The following is a 25,320-nucleotide window of genomic DNA, read 5'->3' on the forward strand; positions in this document are numbered from 1 at the left end:
CCTTTTTGCTTTTAATTATAGCATCTTAAAGGGAAGAAATTAAATCTATTTTAGAGTTCTTTCTTGCGATTGCCCTGTTTCAAAGCCCTATTTTGTTGACAACTTCAGTTTTGAAGAATGTTACTTATCCGCTGAAAATTAGAAACAAAGAGATTGATTATCAGAGGATAGATGGGTTATTAACTAAGTTAGGTATGGAAAAGTTTAAAGAACAGCGGGCCGATAAGCTTTCAGGCGGAGAAGCACAGCGAGTTTCTTTAGCTAGGTCTTTAGTTTCCAAGCCTTTAGTTCTTTTACTTGATGAACCTACTTCCAATCTAGATCCAGGTAATATTGAGATTATTGAGAATATGATCTTGGATTATATGGAAGAAGAAGATAATACTGCTATAATGGTAACTCATAATCTATTTCAGGCTAAAAGATTAGCTGATAGAGTAGGATTACTACATCAGGGTGAATTAATAGAGGTCAATGAGAAGGAGAAATTTTTCGATAATCCTGACCATAATATTACTAAGGAGTATTTAACAGGTGAATTAGTATATTAGCTTTAAATTTTTAGAACTGTTAATTCACCAAATCTTTATTCATAAAAGCTTGACACAATCAAATCAACTTACTAATTGACAACTCATTTTTTATTAGCTATAATTGTAAATAAGTTCACTACTAAAACTTAATATTAAAGTCTTTTCATCTTCGAATTAGGTTGCCTACGGTTATAAGAGCTAGGGTGGCTTAAATGCGATAGGGTATAATGGGAAATCATTATGCCTCCCGTTCACTTAGGAAAGGAGATGTTTTATCTTGCGATATCCCTTTTCTAATTGAGGGATATTTTTATTTTGTTGGCGATGATTTTTTAGTTCAGGAAGGGAGGGGATAGTCTATGAACAAGAAGAGAGCAATACAGAGCCTGATAGTGATACTAATATTAGTTTTGATTAGCTTAAGTAGTGCTTGTGATTTAGTTAATAATCAAGGAAATAAGTCGGCAGCAGAGAAAGAATTACATGTAGCTGCAGCTTCTGATTTAAGGTTTGCTTTTGAAGAGTTAGGTGAGCTATTTGAAAAAGAGAGGGGAGTAGAAGTAGTTTTTCAATTTGGTTCTTCGGGAAATCTAGCTCAACAGATTGCCAATGGAGCTCCCATTGATTTATTTGCCTCAGCTAATAAGGAGTTTGTAGATAGATTAATTGAGAGTGATGATATTATTGAGGAAACAAAATCACTTTATGCTATTGGAAGAATTGTATTAGCTGTAAATAAAAACTATGATTTAAACTTAGAATCTTTGGAGGGCTTATTATCTCCAGAGATTAAAAGGATAGCTATTGCCAATCCTAGCCATGCTCCTTATGGCTTGGCAGCTAAAGAAGCTTTGGTAAGTAAAGGGCTATGGAAGCAACTTGAGGAGAGCTTAGTCTATGGAGAAAATATTAATCAGGCTATGCAGTTTGTACGAACAGCTAATGCTCCGGTAGGGATTATTGCCCTATCTATTGCAGAAATGGACGAGCTGGAATATACTTTGATTGATGAAAAATATCATAATCCTTTAGAACAGATGTTAGGAGTTGTCAAGCATTCTGAGCAGCAGGAGTTGGCTCAGGAGTTTGCAGATTTTATAAATAGCACTCAGGGAAGAGAAGTTATGGAAGAGTATGGCTTTTACTTACCTTAGGGAGGTGTAAAGTTTGTATTGGTCGCCGATATATTTATCTGTTAAGATAGCTTTTTTTTCTACAGTAATTACTACTATAGTTGGCACTTTACTTGCTTGGTTGTTAGCACGAGGGGATTTTTGGGGTAAAGATATACTATCTTCTATAACTGTTTTACCAATGATTTTGCCTCCTACGGTATTGGGATACTATCTATTAACTTTTATGGGCAAAAATAGCTTTATTGGTCGCTTTCTAGAAGAGACCTTCAATATCAGCTTGGTTTTTACCTGGCAGGGAGCAGTGCTTGCTGCGGTGATAGTTTCTCTGCCCTTAATGATTAGGTCTGTGCAGTCCAGTATTGAAAGTGTAGATCAAAATTTAGAGAATGCAGCAAGGACTTTAGGTAAATCAGAGTTGAGTATATTTTTGAAAATTACTCTACCTTTATCTTGGAAAGGGATTGTTGTAGGTATAGTGCTTTCTTTTGCTAGGGCCCTAGGAGAGTTTGGGGCAACGTTGATGATTGCCGGAAATATTCCCGGTAAGACTCAGACCTTATCAATTGCTATCTATGATGCTGTTCAAGGGGGCAACTATCAGTTAGCAAACTTTCTAGTTATCTTGATCAGTACTCTTAGTATCTTGAGCTTACTATTATTAAATAAATTTCTTGATATAGAAAAGTGGTGAAATTAATCTGTAGTGGGTGATATTATGTTAAAGGTTGATGTAGAAAAAAACTTTAATAATTTTGAGTTGAGAGTAAAATTTGAAGTTGAAAATGAAATATTAGTTCTCTTCGGGCCCAGTGGAAGTGGAAAAAGTACTACTTTAAAGCTGATAGCAGGTTTAGAAGAACCAGATCGAGGTTCAATAGTTAATCAAAAAGTTCAATTTTTTAAGCGATCTACTAAAGCTAATTTAGCGATTAACAAACGAAATATTGGCTATGTATTTCAGGACTATAGCCTTTTTCCTCATATGACTGTTTTTGAAAATATCGCTTTTGGTATTAGAGGGAGGGGTTTAGATAAGTTAGAGGTCAAAAGAAAGGTCAATAATCTATTGACTAATCTTAGACTAGAAGGACTAAGCAATAATTATCCATCTGAACTATCCGGAGGACAGCAGCAGAGAGTAGCTATTGCTAGGGCTTTGATTATAGAACCGGAGATTTTATTAATGGATGAACCCTTTTCGGCTCTGGATACCTTAGTTCGGGAAAAATTACGACAGGACTTATTGAGGGTTCATAGAGAATACCAGATACCTGTTATCTATGTTACCCATAATTTAACAGATGTCTTTGTGTTGGCCGATCAGGTGGCTGTCTATAATCAAGGTAGAATAGAGCAGTTAGGAAGCAAAGAAGAGATTTTTTATAGACCCCGGACTAGGGATGTAGCACGATTTGTGGAAAGTAAGAATATCTTTGATTTAGTGGTGGAAGAAGTTGATGGTAAATTTAAGTTAAAAAATGAGAACTTAACACTGTTTGCTGAAAGTAAAAAAGAGTTGAGTATGGGGCAGGAAGTGGTGGCCATAATCAGGCCGGAGTTTATAGAACTAGTAACTGCTGAAGATGAGAAAGCAAGAGCTAGTGAGAACTTATATTCGGGGGTTTTGCACAAGAAGTTAGCTAAAGGTGCTATAACTAGGTTATTTGTTAATCAATTTAGTCAGCAAGGTTTTGATATATTAATAGATGTCTTAACAACTAGGGCCCGAGATTTAAATTATGGTTCTGAGCTTAAGTTTAAGATTCCGCCAGCAAAGGTTCACTTAATAGTTTAGCCTAGGAGTGGTTTTTTGATGAAGTTAAATTATAAGTTGTGGTTAGAGAATGAGGAAGGAGAACTAGTGATGGGCCAAGGGCTGTTGAGTATGTTGGAGCTTATCGATAAGACAGGCTCTATTAGCCAGACGGCTCAGCAACTAGATATGTCTTACCGAGCTGCCTGGGGTAAGTTGAACCTGGTAGAAAAAAGACTAGGTTTAAAACTAACTAAAAGAAAATCTGGAGGAAAAGGAGGGGGCGGCAGCATCCTAACTAAAGAAGGGAAGGATCTTTTGTTAAAGTTTAAAAAGTTTGATAAAAGAGTTCAAAAGGAGTTAGAGTTTCTTTTTATAGATTACTTTGACAAATAGACAGCAAGGTATTGATTTAATAGTCACTAATTCAAGAATTTTGAATTAGTTTAATAGTATAACTTTAGTGATTGACAAATTAACAACGGTTTGGTACCATTAATTAACAGGTTATCTAGTCAGCTTAAGACTTGCTATTACTGATTCGCTTCCGAATATTTTTTTCTAAGGAAGAACTTATTCTATGAAGAAAATATCATTGGGTTTTTAGAGAAATCTAATAGCCTCCCGTGTTTGGAAAGGAGCACATAATAAAATAAGGAGGGATTATTAATGGGCAAGTTATTAATAAAAGTAGTGTCTTTTTGTTCAAGTGTCTATCTTCTTTCCATTGACTGGAAAGGAGTGATATAGATATGAGTAAGGATTTAGTTAAAATGAATAAGGCCTGGGAGGATTATGTTGATAGTGGCCATCTAAACTATAATATAGATTCAAAGATTGAAAAGTCATGGAATAGGTGTAGAGAATATAAAGTAGATCCTTTAGAGATGGTAGAAACACCGGTTTTAAAGCAGGGTAGTTTAAAAGAACGCTTGACTAAATCAGAAAAGTTAATTAGAATAGCAAGTCCAATTATGGAAGATTTATATCGGACGGCTAAAGGCTCTAATCTTTTGGTTCTTTTAACCGATTGTGAAGGATATATTTTAAAGAGCATCGGTAATGAGGATTTTGGCAAAGAGGCCAAAGATGTTCACTTAATTGAGGGCGCCAATTGGAATGAGAGGATTCAGGGCACTAATGCTATTGGTACAGCTATAGAAGAAGAGAGCTCATTAAATGTCTATGCTAGCGAACACTTCGTTAGCCAGAACCATCTGTTAACCTGCTCGGCTGCTCCGATCTTTTCTTCAGAAGGAGACTTAATGGGGGTGCTAGATATTTCTAGAAACTATCAGACACCCCATATACATACTCTAGGAATCGTAGAAGTTGCTGCTCAATTAATTCAAAAACAGATCTTAGTAATGGATCTCCAAGATAACTTAGCTGTTTCTAAAAAGAAAGAAGAGTTATTTCTAAACTTAGTCTCTGATGGACTGATTACTCTAGATAAAAAAGGAGTAATTACCCAGGTAAATCAAAAGGGTGGACAGATTCTGGGTTACTCTGCTAGAGACTGCATAGGTAAGAGAATAGATGAATTCTTTACAGAGCATAACTCTATCCCATTACAAGATATCTCAGGGGAAGGCTTCTATAGAAGAAATGCTAATAGATTACCTGGAAAAGACTGTCATATCATCTCTAATGATAGCGAGGTTACCGATTTAGTAATTAGAATTGACTCTTCCCAAAATATTGGTGCTAAACAGATTGAAAACGATAGAACGGATTATTCCTTTGCGGATATAATAGGTGAAAGTGAAGCTATAAATGAAGCTATAGAGTTGGCTATGAAAGTAGCTGTTAATGATTCTACAATCTTATTGACTGGTGAGAGTGGTACTGGCAAAGAACTCTTTGCTCAGGCTATACATAATAAGAGTTTTCGGGAAGAAGAAAGCTTCGTAACAGTTAACTGTGGAGCCTTACCTAAAGATTTAATCGAAAGCGAATTATTTGGTTATCAAGAAGGAGCCTTTACTGGGGCTAGGCAAGGAGGTAAGCCTGGTAAGTTCCAGGTGGCCAATGGAGGTACTCTCTTTCTTGATGAGATCGGCGAACTACCTTTAAGCTCTCAAGTTAAGCTACTAAGAGCTTTGCAGGAGAGAAAGATCTCTCCTTTAGGTAGTAATGAGGTAGTACCTGTTGATGTACGAGTAATTGCTGCTACTAATAAAGACTTGAATAGCATGGTTGAAGAGCATAAATTTAGAGAGGATCTCTATTATCGTTTAAATGTAATTCAGATCGAAATCCCCCCTCTCAAAGAACGGGGGACAGATATTTTAATTTTGGCTAAGTACTTACTTAAGAAGTTAGGGAAAGTTTTTGGTGAAAAGAGGGTGATGCTATCTGAAGAGGTCAAAGACTTATTAATGGCTTATCACTGGCCTGGTAATGTGAGGGAGCTAGAAAATATAATAGAGAGAATTTTGAACTTAGTAGAGAGTGAAGTAGTTAAAGTTGAAGACTTACCAGACTATATAGTTAATCAGCAAGAACTTCCTGAGTATGAAAAGAATAATGAAGTAGCATCTTTGAAAGAAGCTGAAGCCAAGGCAATCAAGGACGCTCTGGAACATTTTGATGGAAATGTAACTCGAACAGCTGAACACTTACAGATAGCTAGAAATACTCTATACCGCAAAATTAAGGAATATAATATTGAAAATTAGCGCTTTGATAGTTTAGTGTTCAATTTTATGATAATGTTCTAAAATTGAACACTTTGTGATCCCGCCTTTTATTTATAGGCAGTAGAGCAAAAAATTATTATTCAGTGTACCAAAATGTAACGCTCAGAACACAACTACTTATCTTTTTAATTGAAATTGATTGAATTTACTAAAAAATCTATAAACTCGGAAGTTAAATATATCTACAAAAGCAATAAATTTCTTAATATTCTTCTTTAATCTATGTTTTTTTGCAAAATTTCAAATAAAAAATAACTTTAATGAGGCTGTTGGCATATATATTGCATTTAATATTTAGTGAAAAGGCAAATTGATTATTAAACTCGGATCCGGTAAACAACTTACTTAAGCTTGCTTGCCGAATTGGAGTTAAATAACAAAAAGGAGGAGTTAAATTATGTATGGATTTTTTATGCCAACGGTTAATTTGATGGGCGAGGATTCGGTTAAGGAAATTGGAGAGCAGATTAAGACTTTGGGCAAGGAAAAGGCTTTAGTTGTAACTGATGAGGTATTGGTGGAAATAGGTATTGTAGGTGATGTAGTAGGTGATGTAGTAGGCTATATTGAAGATGCAGGTATTGAAGCGGTAGTTTTTGATGGTGTACAACCTAATCCTACTGTAACTAATGTAGAAGATGGTTTAGCCCTTTTAGAAGAGGAAGACTGTGACGTAGTAGTTTCTTTAGGTGGAGGTAGTCCGCATGACTGTGCTAAGGGAATTGCCTTGGTAGCTACTAATGGCGGCTCCATTAAAGATTATGAAGGTGTTGATCAATCTAGTGAGCCGATGATGCCTTTGGTAGCTGTAAATACTACAGCAGGTACAGCTAGTGAGATGACTCGTTTCTGTATTATTACTGATGAAGAGCGACATATTAAGATGGCTATTGTAGATTGGAGAGTTACTCCAAATGTATCTATTAATGATCCGGTCTTAATGATGAAGAAACCTCCAGCTTTGACAGCAGCTACAGGAATGGATGCTTTAACTCACGCGGTTGAGGCTTATATGTCTACAATTGCTACTCCGGTTACTGACTCAGCAGCTTTAATGGCTATTGAGTTAATCGCAAATAACTTACGGAATGCTGTAGCTAATGGTGATAATTTTGAAGCTAGAGATAATATGGCTTATGCTCAGTTTTTGGCTGGAATGGCCTTTAATAATGCTTCCTTAGGCTTTGTACACGGCATGGCCCATCAATTAGGTGGATTTTATGATTTACCACACGGTGTTTGTAATGCGATCTTGTTACCGCATGTAACAGAGTATAACTTGATTTCTAATCCACAACGAGTAGCTGATATTGCTGAAGCTATGGGAGAAAATATTGAAGGCTTATCTACTAGAGATGCTGCAGATAAAGGTATTGAGGCTATCTTTAAACTGTCTACTGATATCGGTATTCCGGAGAAATTAAGTGATATAGAAGGAGTTAAGGAAGAAGACTTCCCTACTCTAGCGGAAAATGCTTTGGCAGATGCTTGTAGTGCGACTAATCCAAGATGTGCTACTAAAGAACAGGTAATCGGTATCTTTGAAGCAGCATTTTAATAGGTTAATAAACTCATAAATAAATTAGAGCTAGAATAGTAATAAAGGTACCTTTATTACTATTCTGGGCTTTATATTGATATAATGCTAAAAATTTTGAAAAATTAATATTGAAAAGAAGGATATTTTCAATGTGTATATAATCACTTAGTATAGAGTTTCAAAAGTTTAATTTTGCCTCCGAGCATTCTATTCCTAAAAATAATACTTGATATTTATGGAGGGATGCCATTGGGTATTTGGAGAAATCTAGATGCCTCCCAGCTTTGGAAAGGAGCACTAAAAAAATAAGGAGGAGTTTACATTATGAAGATTTATCGAGTGAATATGACTGAAGGCGAAGTTACTACTGAAGATGTAAAAGATGCTTATGCTGCTTTAGGTGGTCGGGGACTTACTTCTCAAATTGTTGCTGATGAGGTTAGCCCTACTTGTAATCCAATTGGTCCTAAGAATAAGTTGGTAATTGCTCCTGGACTATTATCAGGAACAATGGCGCCAAGTTCTGGTCGCTTATCTGTAGGGGCTAAAAGTCCTTTGACTGGTACTATTAAGGAGTCTAATGCTGGTGGTACAGCGGCTCAAAAATTGGCTAAATTAGGTATAAAAGCAATTATTATCGAAGGAAAGCCAGCGGACGATAAGCTTTACACTATGACAGTCAATAAAGATGGTATTCAGTTGGAAGATGTATCTGATGACTTAATTGGCAAGGGCAATTATGAAGTGATGGAGAAGATTCAAGCAGAATTAGGGGAAAAGGTTTGTGTCATGTCTATTGGTCAGGCTGGAGAGTATAGGTTAGAGTCTGCTTCAATTGCTGTCTCTGACCCTGAAGGTCGTCCTACACGACATTGTGGACGGGGCGGTACTGGGGCTGTGATGGGTGCTAAAGGAGTCAAAGCCATAGTTATTGATGATAGCGATGCTCCGGGAGTGCCGATAGTTGATCAGGATAGGTTTAAGGAAGCTTCTCGTGCTTTAGCTAAGTCTTTGTTAGATCATCCAGTATGTGGCGAAGGATTACCTGAGTACGGAACAGCAATTTTAATCAATATTTTAAATGAATCTGGTGGACTGCCAACTGAAAACTTCAAAACAGGGCGTTTTGAGGGAGCAGATGAGATTAGTGGTGAAACAATAGCGGATGTTATTAGTGATCGGGGAGGGCAAAAAACTCACTCTTGTCATCCAGGCTGTGTGATGAGATGTTCTCAGATTTATAATGATAAAGATGGTGAGTATTTAACAGGTGGCTTTGAGTATGAAACTGTCTGGGGTTTTGGTGCTAATACTAAAGTCGATGATATAGATGCTATTGCTATGATGGATCGAATTTGTGATGATGTGGGAATAGATACTATTGAGATGGGGGTTGCTGTTGGAGTGGCTATGGATGCAGGGGTGATTGAATTTGGCGATGCTGAAGGAGCAATTGATCTTTTAGAGCAGGTAGGTGAAGGTACTCCACTTGGTAGAATTATCGGTAGTGGAGCTGGATTTACTGCTAAAGCCTTTGGTTTAGACCGAGTACCAGTAGTTAAAAACCAGGGTATTCCTGCTTATGATCCGCGGGCTGTTAAAGGTGTAGGTGTTACTTATGCTACAAGTACTATGGGAGCGGATCATACAGCTGGTTATGCTGTCACAAGTAATATCCTAAGTATCGGTGGTGAAGTAGATCCTTTAAGTAAGGAAGGTCAGGTCGAGCTTTCACAAGGATTACAAATAGCTACTGCTGCTGTAGATAGTACTGGTCTTTGTATCTTTGCTGCTTTTGCAATCTTGGATGACGAAAATGCTTTACCGGCTGTAATAGATATGCTCAATGCTCAGTATGGTTTAGAGCTAGAAGCTGATGATGTAACTGCCCTTGGAAAGTCTATTATTAAGACTGAAAGAGAGTTCAATATTGAAGCTGGATTTACTAAAGCAGATGATAGACTACCTGATTTCTTCGTAGACGAGGAATGCCCACCACATAATGTTAAGTTTGATATAACTGATGAAGAGCTTGATGGGCTTTATAACTTTTAGTAGGAGAGATGAAGATGAAGGTAACTGTTAGGTTATTTGCTACTTTAAAAGACTTACTACCTAAGGATCGGAAGAAAGTTTTGGTAGAGTTAGCAGAGGGAAGTACAGTTAATGATGTGGCTGAACATTTTAAGATCCCTCAAGAAGAAACTTTGATTATTAAAGTTAATGGTAGAAGTGCAGATAAGAGTACGGTATTAAAAGATGGAGATAGAGTTGGGATTTTTCCTCCGGTTGGCGGAGGTTAAAGAGTGAATTTGCGAAGGATAAAAGATCAGTGGTCTTTACTATCTTTTATCCTTCGCGTTTCTATATTAGGAGGAGTTAGAATATGGAGTTTCTGCAAAGACAGAAATTGATGTTTAGTCAGGAAGAATCGAAGTTAATTTCTAATTTGACTGTTTTAGTAGCTGGAGTAGGAGGGCTAGGAACTCATCAAGCTATAGAATTACAAAGGGTTGGGGTTAAAAAGATATATTTAATAGACTCTGATAGAATTGAAGTGTCTAACTTGAATCGTCAAGTTCTATATGGAAAGGATGATATAGGAAAGTTTAAAGCAGTAAAAGCTAAAGAGATTCTTGCTGATTTTAAGCTAGGAACTGAGATTGTGGCTGTTACTGAAAGAGTTACTAAAGATACGGAAATCCCGGAGGATGTTGATCTGATTTTTGATGCTTTTGATAATTTTGAAAGCAGATATGAATTGGAGGAATTAGCAAATAAATATAAATTACCCTTGATTCATGGTGGAGTTAGTTCCTGGTATGGTCAAATAACAAGTATTATCCCCGGAGAGACTCTTAGATTAAAAGAAATAATTGGAGAAGTAAAAGCTACAACTGGAGAAATTCCAGCTTTTTCACCAGTTGTTTCGGTTATCGCTTCATTACAGGTGATGGAAGGCATTAAAGTTATCTTAGATAGGGATAATGTACTTATCAACAAGCTTTTATTAGTGGATTTAAATGATTATTCAATGGATATCATTGAAGTTAAATAAAGTCAGTTCTAAATCTTGTCTCTTAAGGTATTTTAAAGAGGACTTAGATTTTAAATCTAATTTGTGGAGGGAGAGGTTAAAGTAATGGCTAAACTAGATATTGAGGTTTCTGCAGAGCCAATAGGTGCTAAGCAGGTTGAGGTTAGGGTTTTTTCTTACCTTAAAAAGGTCTTTGATAAACGCGGCTGGCCTTCTCCGGTATATTTTGAATTAGAGATAGCCTGTTCGGCGGTAGAGTTGGCTCAACTGATGGATTTGCCATTGGATGAGCTAGAAGGTGTATTTATAAATGGTAAGGCTAAGCCCTTAGATGAGGGATGGGTTGAAGCAGGGGATAGAATAGCCTTTACTCCGCCGGGGGTGCCGGGCCCGTATAGATATATACTGGGGCTGAAGAGAACATCTGAAGAGGATTGATAATAGATAATGGATGCTCAATAGCATCCATTATCTATTTTTTTAACTTGCATTTCTCATAGACTAAGCCTTTGGCTAATGGTAAACTGAAGATAAAAGTTAAAGGAGGCTATAATCAATGGAGATGGATCAGCAAAAAGTTAGACAAAATGCTTATCGAATTACAAATCAAGAAGGGAAGGTAGCTCTAAGAGTTAGAGTACCGGGAGGGCATCTTAAGGCTGAGTATCTTTCCATTTTGGAGGAAATAGCTCAGGATTATGGTAATGGTACTTTGCATATTACTTCTCGGCAGGGTTTTGAGATTCCTGAGTTAGATTGGGAAAATATTGAGCTGATTAATAAAAAGATTAGTCCTCTGTTAAAGGGGTTAAAAGAGGAGTTAGGGGTAAAGATTGTAGATATAGAGGCGGGCTACCCAGCAGCTGGCACTAGGAATATTATAGCTTGTATAGGTGATAGGGTGTGTAGGCTTTCCCATTGTGATGCTACAGAGTTTGCTCAAGAAATAGAGAGGGCTATTTATCCTGATCATAGAAATTTAAAGGTGGGTATTTCAGGCTGTGCTAATGATTGTATGAAAGTTCATTTGCAGGATTTTGGTATTATAGCTATGATAAAGCCTCTTTATATTGAAGAGCGCTGTATAGACTGTGATAGATGCGTAGAGGTTTGTAGAGATAGGGCTAGGGCTGCTTTGAGTTATCAGGGCCCTAACTTAAGACTCGATAATCAGCGCTGTATAGGTTGTGGTGAATGTATCTCTGAATGTCCTACTGGAGCTTGGAGGGGAGAAGGGCCCTATTATAAGTTATTGATTATGGGCCGTACCGGAAAGAAGAATCCGCGTCTAGCCTCTACTTTTTTAAAATGGACTACTAAAGAGGTGATTATACAGATACTTAATAATGCCTATCAATATATAGATAAGCATATAGATTCTGCTAAATCAAAAGAGTATATTAGCTATATAGTAGATCGAACTGGATATCCGCTTTTTAAAGAAGAGCTATTGCAAAATGTAGAGCTAAATTCAGAGGCTCAGCTAACTAAGCATATTAATTTTAAATAAAACTTAATCAGCAGAGAATTTATATTATCGTTCATCCCCAAGAAAACTTCAGCCAATTCTATTTGAATTTTCATAATTTTTGTGACTATTTTATGGCTATTTTATGACATATGTCATTTAAAGTTGACTAATCTTTGTTATAATTTTAACAATACGATACTAAACCATCAAACGAAAGGGGGATGTCAACAAATGAATAAAAAGATTTTGTTCTTATTAGCTATTAGCTTAGTATTTGCATTAGTTATGGTAGGCTGTCAAGAAGATGTTGAAGAGACTGAGGAGTTTAGAGGTTTTGACTCTCTAGAAGAAGCTGCAGACTCAGATGCTTGGGAGGCTTATTTTCCAGCTCAGTATCAGGAATGGGTGGCTACTGAGGAGATGACTATTAATCCAGATGATACTACATATGGAGGAGCAGCTATGTATGTGGACGGAGAGGTAGTCAAGATGGATTACTTAGAAATCTATCCATTTCTAAAGACTACTTATGCAGGATTCCCATTTAGTCAAAGCTATTATCGTTCGCGAGGGCATGCTTATGCCTTACAGGATGTTTTGGAGACGGGAAGACTACCCGACTTTGACGAAAGACCAGCGGCCTGCTTGTCTTGTAAGAGTACCGATGTAGTGGTACAGGAGGATAAGTATGGAGATGACTTTTATAGTAAGTCCTTTGCCGAGGTTAGCAAAGATAATACTGTTGGCTGTTTAGACTGTCATGATCATGAGGACGCTTCTGTAGTAGCCCAGAGGTCTTATGTTGGAGAAGCATTAGACCACGATACATTTGAGAATATGAATCCGGAAGGGCGCTCTGATTTAAGTTGTGCTCAATGTCACGTTAACTACCACTTTGATCCTGAAACTACCAAAATCACCTTGCCGTGGACCTATGGTTTAACGGTTGAGGATCAGCTGGCTCATTATGATAGTGTAGGAAGAGTTAACGATGAGTGGGAGCACGAGATAACTGGAGCCTTAGTTGCTAAAGTTCAGCACCCTGAGTATGAACTATTCCACGAAGGCTTAAAAACAAATGTTCACTCCAATATGGGCTTAGGCTGTGAGGACTGTCATATGCCACAGCAGGTTGATGAAGCGGGTAATGAGTATAGCTTCCATCAGTGGACTAGTCCTTTAACTCACGTAGAAGACTCTTGCTTGGACTGTCATAGCGGCTGGGGAGAAGATGGAGTAATAGAAAGAACTGAGGCAGTACAGAGCGAGGTTTATGAAAAGCAGAATAGATTAGGTGATGAACTAGCAGGATTTATTGATAAGCTAGGAGCTGCCAAGGATGAGGGCTCTCTAACAGACTCTGAGTTAGAGGAAGCTCAAGCTATTCACAGAGAGGCTCAGTTCTACTGGGACTTTGTCTGGGTAGAGAACAGTAATGGCTTCCATAACTGGGAAGAGGCTAATAGAATATTAGATAATGCTGAAGAATTAATTAATGAAGGTCTGGAGATAGTAGAATAGTATGTAAAAAGCTCTGTGAAAACCTTAAAGCTTTCACAGAGCTTTTAATTTATCTATTCGATACTGTAGTAGAAAAAGCTGAGTAAATAGTTATCATTAGTAATAAGATGTTTGCTGATAGTCAACAAGTTTCAGCAGCAACTCAAGAACAGTTAAATTCTATTGAGGAAATTTATTACTTTGTAGAAAAACTATTTAGCTCTAGTAAGGATTAACTCATTGTTAAAATGATCATTTATGATATATGTCATAAAATTTACTTAAAAAAGGTGCTATAATTTGCAATAGATTGTTCTTAGGTTCACTTAATTTTTGACTAGCTATATTTTTTATCTTTTAAAAAAGAAAGGAGGGCTTTTAAGTGGTTGAAAAAAGGATTGAAAGGAATAATTTGAAAAAGAGGTTTTTGCATTGGACGCATACGTTGGCTACTTTATTTCTTTATCTTACTGGCTTGAGTTGGTATTTTGCTGATGGAGGTGGATTCTTAGGAAATTATCAGTTAATAGCTACTGTTCATCGCATTTCAGCAGCAGTCTTTATTGTGATTCCTTTAGGAATGTTGATTTTGAATTTTGAAGGCTTTAAAGAGTTTTTAAGGGAGTTTCTAAGTTGGAGTAAAAATGATACTAAGTGGCTATTAAAAACTCCTAGTTATTTTTTGAATTATGACCAGGCAGATATGCCAACAGTTGAAGGGCGCTATAATCCTGGCCAGAAGTTTGCTGGTTGGCTGATTATAGGGGTTGCTTTAATGTTGGTCGGGAGTGGAATAGTTAGGGTTTTCTTTATCCATGAGTTCTCTCCTTCTTTTCTGGTCAACATCTTTAGCTTAGCTCATCGAGTTTCAATGGCTATTTTAGGTTTTGTATTAATTGGTCATATTTTCTTGGGAGCAGGTATATTTAAACCTTATCGAGGTATGTGGCGAGCTATGTTTGGAGATGGTACTTTAAAAACAGAGTTTGCTAAGAAACATTGGCCGCGCTGGGTCGAAAGTAAAGCTCAAGATGTGGTTGAAGAGGAAGAAAGTTCAGCAAAACTGAATCTTAATTAAGGAGTGACGCTAGTGATTATTGCTGGTATTTTAGTAACGGTTAAAGAGGAAAAAAAAGCTGAAATTAAAGATGTTTTAAGTTCTTTTGCTGAGGTGACTATTTATGAAGTAGAAGAAACTGACAGGATAGTTTTGGTTTTAGAAGCGAAGAGTCGTAAAGAGCTAAAGAACTTTGTGGAAAGAGAAATAGCTTCGTTGGCTGGAGTAATAAATGCTGCTCCAGCTTATACGAATAGTGAACTTGATATTTTAAATTCAAAAGAAGATGAATTAATTTTGAATTAATTATGAAGGAGGTAGAGAAAGTGAAACTTTCACGTCGTGATTTTTTGAAATCAGCAGCAGCAGCGGCTACAATTATGGCTGCTGGTTGCACTCCCCGCGGAAAAAGAAGGGATGAAGTACAGACGGTTCAAGATATAGAGGAAGTTGATCGTTGGGAGAAGGGTGTTTGTCGTTTTTGTGGAACAGGCTGTGGAGCAATGGTAGGAGTAAAAGATGGTAAAGTAGTGGCTGTCAAGGGTTCTGAGGATAATCCAGTAAATGAAGGGCTTTTCTGTGTAAAAGGTTCTTTGCTGCCAGCTTATTTGTATGGTGAAGATAGACTGACTAAGCCATTAATTAGAAGAGATGGTGAACTACAAGAGGCTGAATGGGATGAAGCAATGGACTTAATAGCTAATAAGTTTGAGGAAATTATTGACGAACATGGTGCTGATGCTTTAGGATTTTATGGTTCTGGTCAGTGTAATGCTTCAGAGGCTTACGCTTACAATAAACTCTATAAAGGTGCCATCGGTACTAATAATGTAGAAGGAAACCCTCGAACCTGTATGGCTAGTGCAGTGGGAGGCTATGTTACTACTTTTGGTAAGGATGAACCGATGGGTATTTATGCGGACTTTGAGGAGGCTGATGTTTTCTTTATTATTGGCTCTAATACAGCTGAAGCACATCCAGTCTTATTCAACCGGATAGTGAAGCATAAGCGCGAAAATCCTGATGTAAAAGTTATTGTGGCTGACCCCCGTTTAACTAGAACAGGAGAGATTGCTGATTACTACTTAACTTTTAAACCAGGCAATGACTTAGCCTTAATGAATAGCATGGCTTATGTAATTATTAATGAAGGTTTAACTGATGAACAATTCATTGAAGATCATACTAATTTTAACTCTGATGGTGAAGATATGAGTTATGAAGAATTTAAAGAATTTATAGCTGATTATGCTCCAGAGGATGTAGCAGACCTAGTAGGTATTGAAGCTGAAGAGATTTATGAAGTAGCTAGATTATTTGCAGATCCTGATAAAGAGACTACTTCACTGTGGTGTATGGGGATTAATCAGCGAGTTAGAGGAGTTTGGGCCAATAACTTAATCCACAACTTGCATCTTTTGACAGGTAAGATCTGTAGACCTGGTTCTACCCCATTCTCTTTGACTGGTCAGCCTAGTGCTTGCGGAAGTATTCGAGAGGTAGGTGCTCTATCACATTTACTTCCTGCTCATCGAGTGGTAGATAATGAGCAACATCGTCAAGAGATAGCTGAAATTTGGGGTATTGATCCAGATAGGATTCAACCTGAGCCAGGTTTGCATACGATTTCTCTCTTTGATGCTACTTATACAGGAGATATTAAAGCATTGTTTGTAATGTGTACTAATCCAGGTCATACACTACCTAATCTACAAAGATATCGCGAAGGAATGGAAAGAACTTTCTTAATAGTTTCTGATATCTATCCTAATAGAACCACTGAATTAGCAGATGTAGTTTTACCAGCAGCTACTTGGGTTGAGAAGGAAGGGATTTATGGTAATGCAGAACGTAGGACTCAACATATAGCAAAAGCAATTGATCCACCTGGCGAAGCTAAGCCAGATTTAGAAATTGTGGTTGATCTGGCACATCGCTTAGGCTATCAAGATTTATTTCCTTATGAGGGGCCAGCGGATGTATGGGCTGAATATCGTCAGACTACTTTAGGTACGGGGATGGACTTAGCTCCTTACGAAAGATACAAGCAAGAACATGGTTTGCTCTGGCCGGTAGTAGATGGTCAAGAAACAAAGAGAAGGTTTGTAGCCGATTATGATCCTTATGTTGAGGAAGGTGTTGATTTTTACGGGCATCCTGATGGCAGGGCGATTATTTTTGCTAGACCTCATACACCTCCAGAAGAGCCGCCGACTGAAGAGTATCCTTATACTTTAACTACTGGTCGAGTGGTTGAGCACTGGCATACTTCAACTATGACCGGGCGAATTCCACAGTTGAAGAGAGCTTTTCCGGAACATTATGTAGAGGTAAATCCTGAAGATGCTGAAAAATTAGGGGTAAATGAAGGAGATATGTTGAAGATAATCTCTAGAAGAGGTGAGATAACTTTACCAACTAAGATAAAAGGAAGGGCTGAACCTCGACCGGGATTGCTTTTTGTGCCGATGCATGATGAGGAAAAATTAATTAATTTTGTTACTATTGATGCTTATGATCCAGGGTCTAAACAGCCTGAATATAAACTTTGTGCCGTTAGAGTGGAGAAGGCTTAAAAATGACAGAAGAAAAAATTACTCGGAGAGGGGTTTTTAAAAAACTAAGTAATGGTTTTACTTCTGCCTTTGCTTCTTATTTGGAGGAGAAAACCAAGAAAATTTTTTTTAGACCTCCGAAGAGTATTGAAGAAGAATTATTGTTAACCTCTTGTAAGCGTTGTGGGGGCTGCATTGAAGCTTGTCCCCATAACTTACTTACTACTGCTGAAGCTAAAACAGGTGTTTATTATGGAACCCCTATTTTAGAGCTAGACGATAATTATTGTCGTTTATGTTATAGCTGTGTTGATGCCTGTTCAACTGGAGTATTAAAAGCAGAAGCAGAGGTTAACTTGGGTAAAGCTAAATTAATAAAGGATAGATGCTTGGCTTATCAAGGAGGATTGTGTGCTCAATGTTATTATAACTGTCCTCAACAGGATAAAGCCTTAGTATTAAATTCAGGCAAACCGAGCCTAAATTCTGAAGACTGTTTAGGCTGTGGGAGCTGTAGCTACTTTTGTCCTCAGGCTCCAACAGCTATCAAAGTTAAATTAATTTAAGGTAGGTTTTTCGAGAAGATGGAGGTGGAAGTATTGAAAAATTGGATTCAAAAAAGGCGATTAGTTCAATTAGCCTTTATTGTTTTATTGATCGGAAGTAGATTTACTTCTTTATTATTTGTAGGTAGCTTAAGCTCTAGTCAGTTGTTAGGATTTTCGCTGTCTGATCCTTTAGCTGGTCTGCAAATAATTTTAGCTAGTCGTAGCTTATATTTGCCTCTTATTTTATCTACTCTGCCGATTTTGGTTATTTATGCAGTTTTGGGTCGTGCTTTTTGCAGTTGGCTTTGTCCAGTTAATACTATTTTAGAATTTCTACCAATTGACAAGGAAAGGTGGAAGTATTATGCTACTCAACCTAAATATTTAATTTTGTTTTTATTATTAGTAGCTACCTTTGTAATCGGTTTACCAGTTTTTGAGCTGATTACCCCTATTAATATTTTAGCTAGGGCTTTTGCTTTTGCTGTGGGCCCGGAACTATTGCTAGTAGCTATACTTATAGTTTTAGAACTCATAAAACCTAGAGTATGGTGTACTTCTCTATGTCCACTAGGCGCTTTTTATTCTCTATTAGGTAGTAAAAGGCTTTTGCGTTTACAAATAAACCACCTTGGTTGTAGTGAGTGTTACATTTGCGAGGATAGCTGCGCCTGGGGAGCTGGATTATTGGAACCATTGATTAACAAAGAAGAAACAATAAATTCATCTTGGGCTTGTACAAACTGTGGTAAGTGTATTGATCTTTGTCCTGAAACAGCTCTTGAATTTAGTTTTACTACTGGAAAGAACGCAAGAAAAGAAGTGGTGATAGAAAAATGAGCAATAACAAAAAGGAGTTTATTCGGCCTCCAGGAGCAGCATCAGAAAAGAAATTCTTGGCTAAATGCATAAGATGTGGTAAATGTGCTCAAGTTTGTCCTTATAATTCAATTAAACTAGGAACTTTTAATCAGGGAAGTGCTATTGGAACTCCTTATTTAATACCTAGAGAAAGCCCCTGTTATTTATGTTCAGACTTGCCTTGTGTTGAGATTTGTCCTAGTAATGCTTTAGAGGATGTAGAAATAGAAGATATAGATATGGGAGTAGCGGAGATAGATCCTGATCATTGTTATACCTGGTTGGGGGATATGTGTAGAGTTTGTCATGCTAATTGTCCTCGTACTGGAGAGGCTTTAATAATCAAAGAGTTAAATAAAACCTTTATCGATAAGGATGAATGTGTAGGCTGTGGAGTTTGTGAATATGTATGTGTTCGGGAAAGAGCAGCTATAGAAGTTAAGATTGAAGCTAAAGATGAAAAAGAGACTTATGTATCTATATTTAAAGACTGGTTTGGATAATTATCTAACTAACGATCTAAGGGGGAAATTCTTATGAATAATAGAAAATTAGGCTTTTTAGTTATTATAGGGTTGATATTCGGCATCTTTGTTTTTAGTATAGCTTATGCTAACTCTATAGAGCAAGAACCTAAACCACATGAACCAACTTTTGTTCCTCACGAAATAGATAGTAGAGTTGGCTCTTGTAGTTTTTGTCATCAAAATGCTGTAAGTGGAGCGATTGTTTCGCCTCATCCAGAGAGATTAGGGTGTAGTGGCTGTCATGTTGAAGAATAATAAAAAGACTATTTGAAATATTAACCGGGGAAGCGGATCTTCCCTTTCCCTATTTTTAGCATAATTTCTATTTACCTCACATTCCACTCTTAGTTGAAAAATATAACCGAAGAAATTAATAAATTAAGATATGGAGCCAATAGAATAGCATGTTAAAAGCTCTGTGAATATTTAAATACTCACAGAGCTTTTAATTTATTAAGCTTTCATAAACATCTCGACATCCTTCTCTACTTCATCGGTACCACCAATACCAAAGTTTTCAACTAATACCTCCACCACATTCTCAGATAAGAAGGCTGGTAGAGTGGGCCCTAGGTAAATATCCTTAACTCCTAGAGATAATAAAGCTAATAATACAGCTACTGCTTTTTGTTCATACCAAGAAATATTATAAGATATAGGCAACTCATTAATATCATCTAATTCAAATACTTCTTGTAGTTTCATAGCAATTACTGCTAAAGAGTACGAATCATTACACTGACCAGCATCCAAGACTCGCGGAATACCTCCAATTTATCCTAAGTCTAACTTATTATATCTATACTTAGCACAGCCTGCTGTTAAAATTACTGCATCTTCCGGCAATTGTTTAGCAAACTCAGTATAGTAGTTTCTACTATTCATTCTACCGTCACAACCGGCCATTACAAAGAATTGTTTAATAGCTCCCGACTTAACAGCATCTACTACCTTATCTGCTAGCTCTAATACCTGATTATGAGCAAAGCCACCTACAATTGTACCTTCTTCTATCTGTTCTGGCGCTGCACATTCTTTAGCTAATTCAATGATCTCACTGAAGTCTTTATTACCCTCTGCATCAGCTTCAATATAGTTAACTCCTTCAAAGCCTACTGCTCCAGTAGTAAATAGCTTATCTTTAAGTTCAGCATCCTTTTTAGACTTAACTTGATTATTGTTAGCTAAACCATCTAAAGCACCGTTAAGAAAGTCTTTTTTCCAAGTATATATGGTGTAAAGTAGCAAATTATATTAGCATAAAACTTGAATATTTTTTCAATTTATTTTGTAATTTACTCTTCCCTTTTCTTAGATAATCTGATAGACTTTTTTCAAATTACTTAAGAATATGGGAGGTTTTTTTATGCAAGTAATTCATGATTTTAATATTAGTATTCAAGATTATGTTGCTAATGGACAAGATAATGATTTTCCTCTTATCTCTAAATGTTCTCTATGTGGTGATCTAATGATCAAAAATGGTTTTTATCAGAGGTTTGTGATTACTTATTTTACGACTTATATAATTTTCATTCGTAGGTATAGGTGTAAGCATTGCGGGGTTAGCGTTTCTGTTTTGCCTTCTTTTTTGCTGCCTCATTTCCAGCGAAGCTTAAAGTGTATTTTTCTTTGTATTAAGGAGTATTTATTTACTCGTAAGTTGCTACTTTATCCTAGTGCTCTTTTCTTTTATCTTAAGCGTTTTATAAAAAATATCCCGGCTATGATTTCTTTTTTTAGGGAGTCTATTTACTCTTTTCTTGTTTTTAAAGGCTCTAAGTATGAAAAAGCCATAAAACTTATTAAAATGATTATGAGTTCCCCAACCCACACCTTCTCCCAAAGGTTTTTTACTCACTTTAATATTAGCTTTATGGCACTTTAATTCTACCATATATCTGAGTGAAAGAAAAGCTTTTTTTAAAACACATTATCTTTGACTAGCCTAGGGCTATTTTTTGTTCTATAATTGTTATTATTAGAGATTTAACCGGTTGAACTTCTAGTTTTTAATTTTTTATTTTCTAAGGAGGCCGATTTGATGACTGATAATGATAGAGAACAGATAGCCTTATTTCGCTTTAGATTAATTTCTCCTATTCTTAATGGACAGGTTGAAAATCAAAGTGAGTATTTAGCTACTGTTTCTGCTAAGAAGTATGATGTCCCTTATTACGGGCTTAAGGAGTATGCGCCTAAGACTGTTTATACCTGGCTTAGAAATTATCGCCGCAATGGTTTTGATGCACTAAAGCCTAAGAAGCGTTCTGATCGTGGTGCTAGTCGTAAGATTACACCTGAACTTGAAGAGATGCTGTTATCTGAAAGGGAGAAGTTCCCTCAGCTTTCTGTGTCTCTTTTTTATGATCAGTTAGTTGCTAAGGATAAACTTCTTCCTTCTCAACTTTCTTATTCTACTGTTTACCGTTTTTTTAAACGGGAGGGCTTGCTTACTAATTCTCCCCGCAGGGAGTTAAATAGAAGGCGTTTTGCCTATGATTGCGTTAATGCTCTCTGGCAGGGGGATACTATGGTTGGCCCTTATCTTAAGGTTGATTCTAAGAAGATTAAGACTTTTTTATTTGCTTTTATTGATGATTGTTCTAGAGTTATTCCTTTTGCTATGTTTTTGGTATCGGAGAAGTTTTCTTCTGTTGCTAAGGTGCTTTCTGAGGCTATTTTAAGAAGGGGGATCCCTAGATTAATCTATGTTGATAATGGCAAGGTCTATCGCTCTGATAGGCTTCATTTTGCTTGTGCTGCTTTGGGGGTTACTTTGATTCATACTAAGCCTTATGATGCTGCTAGTAAGGGTAAAATTGAGAGGTTCTTTTTGACTGTTAGAAAGAGGTTTATTCCTCTTTTGACTGATGATGATCTTAGTTCTCTTGATGCTCTTAATCAAAAGTTTTTTAGGTGGCTTGAAGAGGATTATCATCGTAAGTTTCATTCTGCTTTGGAAATGACCCCGCTTGATAAGTATATGTCTCAGATTAGCAAGGTTAAGACTTTTGATGATCCTGAGAAAATGAAGATGATCTTTTTAAAGAGGGCTAAGCGTAAGGTTAAGCACGATGCTACTATTTCTGTTAATTGCCAATTGTATGAAGTTCCTCCTACTTTAATTGCTAAAAGGATTGAGGTTAGATTTAACCCTGATACTTATGAGAAGATTTTTATCTATGACGATGGTAAGTGTCTTGGCTTGGCCAAGCCTGTTGTGCTTAGTGATAATGCTTATGTTAAAAGGAAAGATAGTATTTCTTTTCAGGATATAATTAAGGAGCGTGATTGATTATGTATAAGTCTTTTTATTCTCTGGCTGATAATCCTTTTGCTAAGGAGATTAAGACTGAGAATCTCTTTCCTTCTGGTTGTTTTAAGGAGGTTTCGGCTAGGATTGATTATCTTAAGAAGACTAAAGGTATGGGAGTTATTGTTGGGGAGCCGGGTAGTGGTAAGACTTCTACTTTAAGAGCTATGGCTAATAAGCTTAACCCTTCTTTGTTTAAGGTGATATATTTTCCGCTTTCTACTGGTACGGTAATGGATTTTTATCGTGGTTTAGCTGCAGGGCTTGGTGAGGAGCCTGCTTTTCGTAAGGTTGATTTGTTTAAGCAAATACAACACGCTATAACTAAACTCTCTAATGATAAAAAAATTACTCCTGTTTTTATTTTAGATGAAATCCATCTGGCTGCTAATAAGTTTTTAAATGATTTGGGGATACTTTTTAATTTTTCTATGGACTCTGAGAATCCTTTTGTTCTTATCTTAGCTGGGCTTCCTTTTTTTATGGATAAGTTATCTTTAAATCAAAATCAATCTTTAAACCAGAGGGTAATTATGCGTTATCATCTTAAACCGTTAAGTAAGGATGAAGTTAATGAGTATATTGAGCATCAACTCCAATTAGCTGGAGCTAGCCATTCTATTTTTTCTCCCCAAGCTATTGAGGCTATCTGTTTAAGGTCTAGAGGCTTGCCTCGATTAATTAATAATTTAGCTGTTAATTCTCTACTTTTAGGCTGTCAACTTAAAGCTGATACTATAAATGAGGAGATAGTATTTAAAGCTTGTGAGGAGATTGGTTTATAAAATTTAAGTTAGCTTTTTATGTGAAGGTATTTCTAGTGAACTAGGAATGCCTTTTTCTTTTTTAATCTGCAAGATTTTAAATGATATGCTAATTTATTTTGAAAAATTGCTAATTTAAAAGCTATTTTCCTTACAATTTAATCTGATTATTTTAGTAATTTTAATTTGCTAATTCACAATATGGAATTACGACTAACTTCATATTTATCAGCTATTACAGATGGCTTACGACCTTTAAGAACTTCTAGCACTATTTCCATTTTAAATTCAGGATCATAAGTTTGACCTTTTGGCATTATTTCTACCCCCTATAATTATTATAAAGTGTTAACTAACCTTTTGTCCAACATCAATAGGGGGCGTCACAGCTTGGTCGCATTTTTTATTTAGATTTCTTGTAAAGTGGTGTATTTATTTTACTATAAACTTTTGATATAATGAAGGTAATTTATATTTAAAAGGGTCTTAAAAACTAGGGTATGAAGCAAGAAACTTAACAAGGGGGGATTGATTTTGAAAGGATGTGTGCAATGTGCGGTGAGGATGAATACTATTTTAGCTGGACTAACTCCAGAAGAATTAGCAGAAGTAGAAGAACTCTTGGTTCATCAGCAGTTAAAAAAAGGAGAAGTTATTTTTTGCGAAGGAGAAAAGATGCATGGTAGCTATATAGTTAAATCAGGGGCGGTTAAGCTCTATAAGAGATCTCGCGAAGGCGAACGGCAGATTTTAAGAGTTTTAAAAGAGGGGGAAATAGCAGGCTTATGTGCTTTAAGAGCTAAAAGCAACTATGGACATACAGCTGAAACAATGGAAAAATCTATACTCTGCTACTTAAATAAAAATAAGTTAGATAAGTTGTTATCTCTCAATGAAGATTTAAGTAGTAAATTTCTTAAAGTCTTAGCTGATGAGATAGATCGAGCTTATGAGAAAATTTATCTTTTAGGAACCAAATCAGCTAAAGAAAAGATGGCTAATTTTTTAATGTCTTTAGCTGCTGGAAAAGATGAACCTGTAGAAGATGGGATCGAGTTAAGGTTAGCTATGTCTCGTGATGATATAGCAGATATGTTAGGGATATCTACCGAAACAGCTATTAGAGTACTTAGCGAATTTAAAGATAAAGATTTGATTTCTGGTCAAGGGAAGTATTTAATCATTGATGATGTTGATGAACTAGAAAAGGTGGATTAATACTTTCTTTTTGTAGAGCCTGCCTAGAGCAAGATTCAGAGTACCTTACTTAAGTTATAACAGCTGCTATTTGATTAGAAAGTATATATGCCGTAAAATAGTCACAAATTTTTGGAAACTTTAATAAACTACTTTTACAGCAGTAAAGAAAGTAAAATATTTTCATATTATAAAGCTAGTCTTTGTAATATAAAGTTAAGACTTTACCTGGTTGTTTTAAACATGATATAATTTCAATAATTAAAGATGTAAGTCAGCAATGTGAAAAAAGTACTTAAGTACTTTCTAAAAAAGAAGTAAATAAAACAAGGAAGATTGTGAAAAAATGTAGAAGTAATACATAAGTTATTTCTAATTTTTCTGTTTATTTTAGATTTGTTTTTCAAAGATTTAACGGAGGTGAGAACTATTAAGTTATGGGAAAATTAATTTTTGCTGTAGATGATTCTAAGACTGTGAGAGCGTCTTTGAAATATACTTTGGAAAAAAATAATTATGAGGTTATGTTAGCAGAAAATGGAGCAGAGGGAGTTGAGCTCTTAGAAGGCTTAGAAGCTAAGGGCCAGCAGCCGGCAATGATTATTACTGATATCAATATGCCTAAAATGGACGGAATAACCTTTATTAAAGAGGTTAAGAAGATGTCCAGCTTTAAGTTTCTACCTATCTTGGTGTTAACTACGGAGTCTCAAGAAAGCAAAAAGATGGAGGGAAAGAAAGCAGGAGCGACCGGTTGGTTAGTGAAACCCTTTAAACCTGAACAACTAATAAATGTAGTTCAAAAACTTGCTAAGTAAGGGGG

At 36.3% G+C, this 25,320-nt stretch carries 26 protein-coding genes, 1 pseudogene and 3 riboswitches; of the genes and pseudogenes, 25 read left to right on the forward strand and 2 right to left on the reverse strand.

The genetic code is table 11. The features are described 5' to 3' along the window. The first annotated feature begins 110 nt into the window (after positions 1–110). From MWH30_RS06915 to MWH30_RS07010, 20 genes are all read left to right on the forward strand, one after another. The gene (locus MWH30_RS06915; RefSeq protein WP_248663336.1) at positions 111–551 is read left to right on the forward strand and encodes an ATP-binding cassette domain-containing protein; all 441 of its coding nucleotides are present in this window, start codon (positions 111–113) and stop codon (positions 549–551) included. A 137-nt stretch (positions 552–688) separates the two neighbouring features. Then, a riboswitch (molybdenum cofactor riboswitch) is annotated at positions 689–816 on the forward strand. Positions 817–892: 76 nt separating this feature from the next. Then, a complete protein-coding gene (modA, locus tag MWH30_RS06920) occupies positions 893–1,687 on the forward strand; it encodes a molybdate ABC transporter substrate-binding protein (protein WP_248663337.1) in 795 nt (264 codons plus the stop codon). Positions 1,688–1,700: 13 nt separating this feature from the next. After that, complete coding sequence (gene modB, locus MWH30_RS06925) at positions 1,701–2,360, forward strand: molybdate ABC transporter permease subunit (protein ID WP_248663338.1); 660 nt, start codon at positions 1,701–1,703, stop codon at positions 2,358–2,360. Between the two features lie 24 nt (positions 2,361–2,384). Continuing rightward, positions 2,385–3,464, forward strand: coding sequence for an ABC transporter ATP-binding protein (locus tag MWH30_RS06930; protein ID WP_248663339.1), 1,080 nt, complete (start codon positions 2,385–2,387; stop codon positions 3,462–3,464). Positions 3,465–3,482: 18 nt separating this feature from the next. Further along, the gene (locus MWH30_RS06935; RefSeq protein WP_248663340.1) at positions 3,483–3,818 is read left to right on the forward strand and encodes a winged helix-turn-helix domain-containing protein; all 336 of its coding nucleotides are present in this window, start codon (positions 3,483–3,485) and stop codon (positions 3,816–3,818) included. 136 nt (positions 3,819–3,954) lie between these two features. Beyond that, positions 3,955–4,079: riboswitch (molybdenum cofactor riboswitch) on the forward strand. Positions 4,080–4,174: 95 nt separating this feature from the next. Then, complete coding sequence (locus MWH30_RS06940) at positions 4,175–6,103, forward strand: sigma-54-dependent Fis family transcriptional regulator (protein ID WP_248663341.1); 1,929 nt, start codon at positions 4,175–4,177, stop codon at positions 6,101–6,103. A gap of 418 nt (positions 6,104–6,521) precedes the next feature. Continuing rightward, the gene (locus MWH30_RS06945; RefSeq protein ID WP_248663342.1) at positions 6,522–7,682 is read left to right on the forward strand and encodes an iron-containing alcohol dehydrogenase; all 1,161 of its coding nucleotides are present in this window, start codon (positions 6,522–6,524) and stop codon (positions 7,680–7,682) included. Positions 7,683–7,848: 166 nt separating this feature from the next. Further along, positions 7,849–7,975, forward strand: a riboswitch (molybdenum cofactor riboswitch). A gap of 13 nt (positions 7,976–7,988) precedes the next feature. Further along, positions 7,989–9,719: an aldehyde ferredoxin oxidoreductase family protein gene (locus MWH30_RS06950; RefSeq protein ID WP_248663343.1), complete on the forward strand. Its 1,731-nt coding sequence runs from the start codon at positions 7,989–7,991 to the stop codon at positions 9,717–9,719. Between the two features lie 14 nt (positions 9,720–9,733). Beyond that, positions 9,734–9,967 (forward strand): MoaD/ThiS family protein, encoded by a 234-nt coding sequence (locus MWH30_RS06955; protein ID WP_248663344.1) that lies wholly within the window; start codon positions 9,734–9,736, stop codon positions 9,965–9,967. 83 nt (positions 9,968–10,050) lie between these two features. Beyond that, entirely contained in the window at positions 10,051–10,722 is a 672-nt protein-coding gene (locus tag MWH30_RS06960; RefSeq protein WP_248663345.1) for a HesA/MoeB/ThiF family protein, read from the forward strand. An 84-nt stretch (positions 10,723–10,806) separates the two neighbouring features. Beyond that, positions 10,807–11,139: a hypothetical protein gene (locus tag MWH30_RS06965; RefSeq protein ID WP_248663346.1), complete on the forward strand. Its 333-nt coding sequence runs from the start codon at positions 10,807–10,809 to the stop codon at positions 11,137–11,139. A 118-nt stretch (positions 11,140–11,257) separates the two neighbouring features. Then, complete coding sequence (asrC, locus tag MWH30_RS06970; RefSeq protein WP_248663347.1) at positions 11,258–12,211, forward strand: sulfite reductase subunit C; 954 nt, start codon at positions 11,258–11,260, stop codon at positions 12,209–12,211. 192 nt (positions 12,212–12,403) lie between these two features. After that, on the forward strand, positions 12,404–13,693 hold the full coding sequence (locus tag MWH30_RS06975; protein WP_248663348.1) for an ammonia-forming cytochrome c nitrite reductase subunit c552: 1,290 nt from the start codon (positions 12,404–12,406) through the stop codon (positions 13,691–13,693). A 361-nt stretch (positions 13,694–14,054) separates the two neighbouring features. Next, the gene (locus MWH30_RS06980) at positions 14,055–14,750 is read left to right on the forward strand and encodes a formate dehydrogenase subunit gamma (RefSeq protein ID WP_248663349.1); all 696 of its coding nucleotides are present in this window, start codon (positions 14,055–14,057) and stop codon (positions 14,748–14,750) included. 12 nt (positions 14,751–14,762) lie between these two features. After that, positions 14,763–15,035, forward strand: a complete 273-nt coding sequence (locus MWH30_RS06985; protein WP_248663350.1) for a chaperone NapD — start codon at positions 14,763–14,765, stop codon at positions 15,033–15,035. Between the two features lie 20 nt (positions 15,036–15,055). Then, on the forward strand, positions 15,056–17,305 hold the full coding sequence (locus tag MWH30_RS06990) for a molybdopterin-dependent oxidoreductase (RefSeq protein WP_248663351.1): 2,250 nt from the start codon (positions 15,056–15,058) through the stop codon (positions 17,303–17,305). Positions 17,306–17,307: 2 nt separating this feature from the next. Further along, positions 17,308–17,850, forward strand: a complete 543-nt coding sequence (locus tag MWH30_RS06995) for a 4Fe-4S dicluster domain-containing protein (protein ID WP_248663352.1) — start codon at positions 17,308–17,310, stop codon at positions 17,848–17,850. 33 nt (positions 17,851–17,883) lie between these two features. After that, positions 17,884–18,672 (forward strand): 4Fe-4S binding protein, encoded by a 789-nt coding sequence (locus MWH30_RS07000; protein ID WP_248663353.1) that lies wholly within the window; start codon positions 17,884–17,886, stop codon positions 18,670–18,672. After that, a complete protein-coding gene (locus tag MWH30_RS07005) occupies positions 18,669–19,196 on the forward strand; it encodes a 4Fe-4S dicluster domain-containing protein (RefSeq protein ID WP_248663354.1) in 528 nt (175 codons plus the stop codon). The genes MWH30_RS07000 and MWH30_RS07005 overlap by 4 nt, the downstream gene beginning before the upstream one ends. A gap of 33 nt (positions 19,197–19,229) precedes the next feature. Then, positions 19,230–19,475 carry a hypothetical protein gene (locus MWH30_RS07010; RefSeq protein ID WP_248663355.1) on the forward strand — a complete coding sequence of 82 codons (246 nt, stop codon included), beginning with the start codon at positions 19,230–19,232 and terminating at the stop codon, positions 19,473–19,475. A 198-nt stretch (positions 19,476–19,673) separates the two neighbouring features. Here the strand turns inward: MWH30_RS07010 and hcp are convergent. Further along, a pseudogene (gene hcp / locus MWH30_RS07015) lies at positions 19,674–20,444 on the reverse strand (hydroxylamine reductase); the annotation flags it as partial. Between the two features lie 142 nt (positions 20,445–20,586). Between hcp and MWH30_RS07020 the strand changes: the two are divergent. From MWH30_RS07020 to MWH30_RS07030, 3 genes are all read left to right on the forward strand, one after another. Then, complete coding sequence (locus MWH30_RS07020; protein ID WP_248663356.1) at positions 20,587–21,108, forward strand: DUF6431 domain-containing protein; 522 nt, start codon at positions 20,587–20,589, stop codon at positions 21,106–21,108. A gap of 156 nt (positions 21,109–21,264) precedes the next feature. Beyond that, on the forward strand, positions 21,265–22,518 hold the full coding sequence (locus MWH30_RS07025; protein ID WP_248663357.1) for a helix-turn-helix domain-containing protein: 1,254 nt from the start codon (positions 21,265–21,267) through the stop codon (positions 22,516–22,518). Between the two features lie 2 nt (positions 22,519–22,520). Next, complete coding sequence (locus MWH30_RS07030) at positions 22,521–23,321, forward strand: ExeA family protein (protein ID WP_248663358.1); 801 nt, start codon at positions 22,521–22,523, stop codon at positions 23,319–23,321. A gap of 173 nt (positions 23,322–23,494) precedes the next feature. Here the strand turns inward: MWH30_RS07030 and MWH30_RS13835 are convergent, their stop codons facing one another. Beyond that, positions 23,495–23,617, reverse strand: a complete 123-nt coding sequence (locus MWH30_RS13835; protein WP_282706235.1) for a hypothetical protein — start codon at positions 23,615–23,617, stop codon at positions 23,495–23,497. Between the two features lie 217 nt (positions 23,618–23,834). Here MWH30_RS13835 and MWH30_RS07035 point away from each other — a divergent pair, with 217 nt between their 5' ends. After that, the gene (locus MWH30_RS07035) at positions 23,835–24,518 is read left to right on the forward strand and encodes a Crp/Fnr family transcriptional regulator (protein ID WP_248663359.1); all 684 of its coding nucleotides are present in this window, start codon (positions 23,835–23,837) and stop codon (positions 24,516–24,518) included. Between the two features lie 416 nt (positions 24,519–24,934). Further along, on the forward strand, positions 24,935–25,315 hold the full coding sequence (locus MWH30_RS07040) for a response regulator (RefSeq protein WP_248663360.1): 381 nt from the start codon (positions 24,935–24,937) through the stop codon (positions 25,313–25,315). The last annotated feature ends 5 nt before the right edge of the window (positions 25,316–25,320 follow it).

It is taken from the genome of Fuchsiella alkaliacetigena (genome assembly GCF_023227765.1).
Lineage (GTDB): Bacteria > Bacillota > Halanaerobiia > Halobacteroidales > Acetohalobiaceae > Fuchsiella > Fuchsiella alkaliacetigena.

Excerpts from the sequence above, each read along its gene's own strand:
- MWH30_RS06955 (WP_248663344.1), top strand. The coding sequence starts at position 9,734 with ATGAAGGTAACTGTTAGGTTATTTGCTACTTTAAAAGACTTACTACCT.
- MWH30_RS07005 (WP_248663354.1), top strand. The coding sequence starts at position 18,669 with ATGAGCAATAACAAAAAGGAGTTTATTCGGCCTCCAGGAGCAGCATCA.
- MWH30_RS07040 (WP_248663360.1), top strand. The coding sequence starts at position 24,935 with ATGGGAAAATTAATTTTTGCTGTAGATGATTCTAAGACTGTGAGAGCG.
- modA (WP_248663337.1), top strand. The coding sequence starts at position 893 with ATGAACAAGAAGAGAGCAATACAGAGCCTGATAGTGATACTAATATTA.
- MWH30_RS06995 (WP_248663352.1), top strand. The coding sequence starts at position 17,308 with ATGACAGAAGAAAAAATTACTCGGAGAGGGGTTTTTAAAAAACTAAGT.
- MWH30_RS06940 (WP_248663341.1), top strand. The coding sequence starts at position 4,175 with ATGAGTAAGGATTTAGTTAAAATGAATAAGGCCTGGGAGGATTATGTT.
- MWH30_RS07020 (WP_248663356.1), top strand. The coding sequence starts at position 20,587 with ATGCAAGTAATTCATGATTTTAATATTAGTATTCAAGATTATGTTGCT.
- MWH30_RS07025 (WP_248663357.1), top strand. The coding sequence starts at position 21,265 with ATGACTGATAATGATAGAGAACAGATAGCCTTATTTCGCTTTAGATTA.
- MWH30_RS06965 (WP_248663346.1), top strand. The coding sequence starts at position 10,807 with ATGGCTAAACTAGATATTGAGGTTTCTGCAGAGCCAATAGGTGCTAAG.
- MWH30_RS06930 (WP_248663339.1), top strand. The coding sequence starts at position 2,385 with ATGTTAAAGGTTGATGTAGAAAAAAACTTTAATAATTTTGAGTTGAGA.
- MWH30_RS07010 (WP_248663355.1), top strand. The coding sequence starts at position 19,230 with ATGAATAATAGAAAATTAGGCTTTTTAGTTATTATAGGGTTGATATTC.
- MWH30_RS06935 (WP_248663340.1), top strand. The coding sequence starts at position 3,483 with ATGAAGTTAAATTATAAGTTGTGGTTAGAGAATGAGGAAGGAGAACTA.
- MWH30_RS06975 (WP_248663348.1), top strand. The coding sequence starts at position 12,404 with ATGAATAAAAAGATTTTGTTCTTATTAGCTATTAGCTTAGTATTTGCA.
- MWH30_RS06950 (WP_248663343.1), top strand. The coding sequence starts at position 7,989 with ATGAAGATTTATCGAGTGAATATGACTGAAGGCGAAGTTACTACTGAA.
- MWH30_RS13835 (WP_282706235.1), bottom strand. The coding sequence starts at position 23,617 with ATGCCAAAAGGTCAAACTTATGATCCTGAATTTAAAATGGAAATAGTG.
- asrC (WP_248663347.1), top strand. The coding sequence starts at position 11,258 with ATGGAGATGGATCAGCAAAAAGTTAGACAAAATGCTTATCGAATTACA.
- MWH30_RS06945 (WP_248663342.1), top strand. The coding sequence starts at position 6,522 with ATGTATGGATTTTTTATGCCAACGGTTAATTTGATGGGCGAGGATTCG.
- MWH30_RS07030 (WP_248663358.1), top strand. The coding sequence starts at position 22,521 with ATGTATAAGTCTTTTTATTCTCTGGCTGATAATCCTTTTGCTAAGGAG.
- MWH30_RS06960 (WP_248663345.1), top strand. The coding sequence starts at position 10,051 with ATGGAGTTTCTGCAAAGACAGAAATTGATGTTTAGTCAGGAAGAATCG.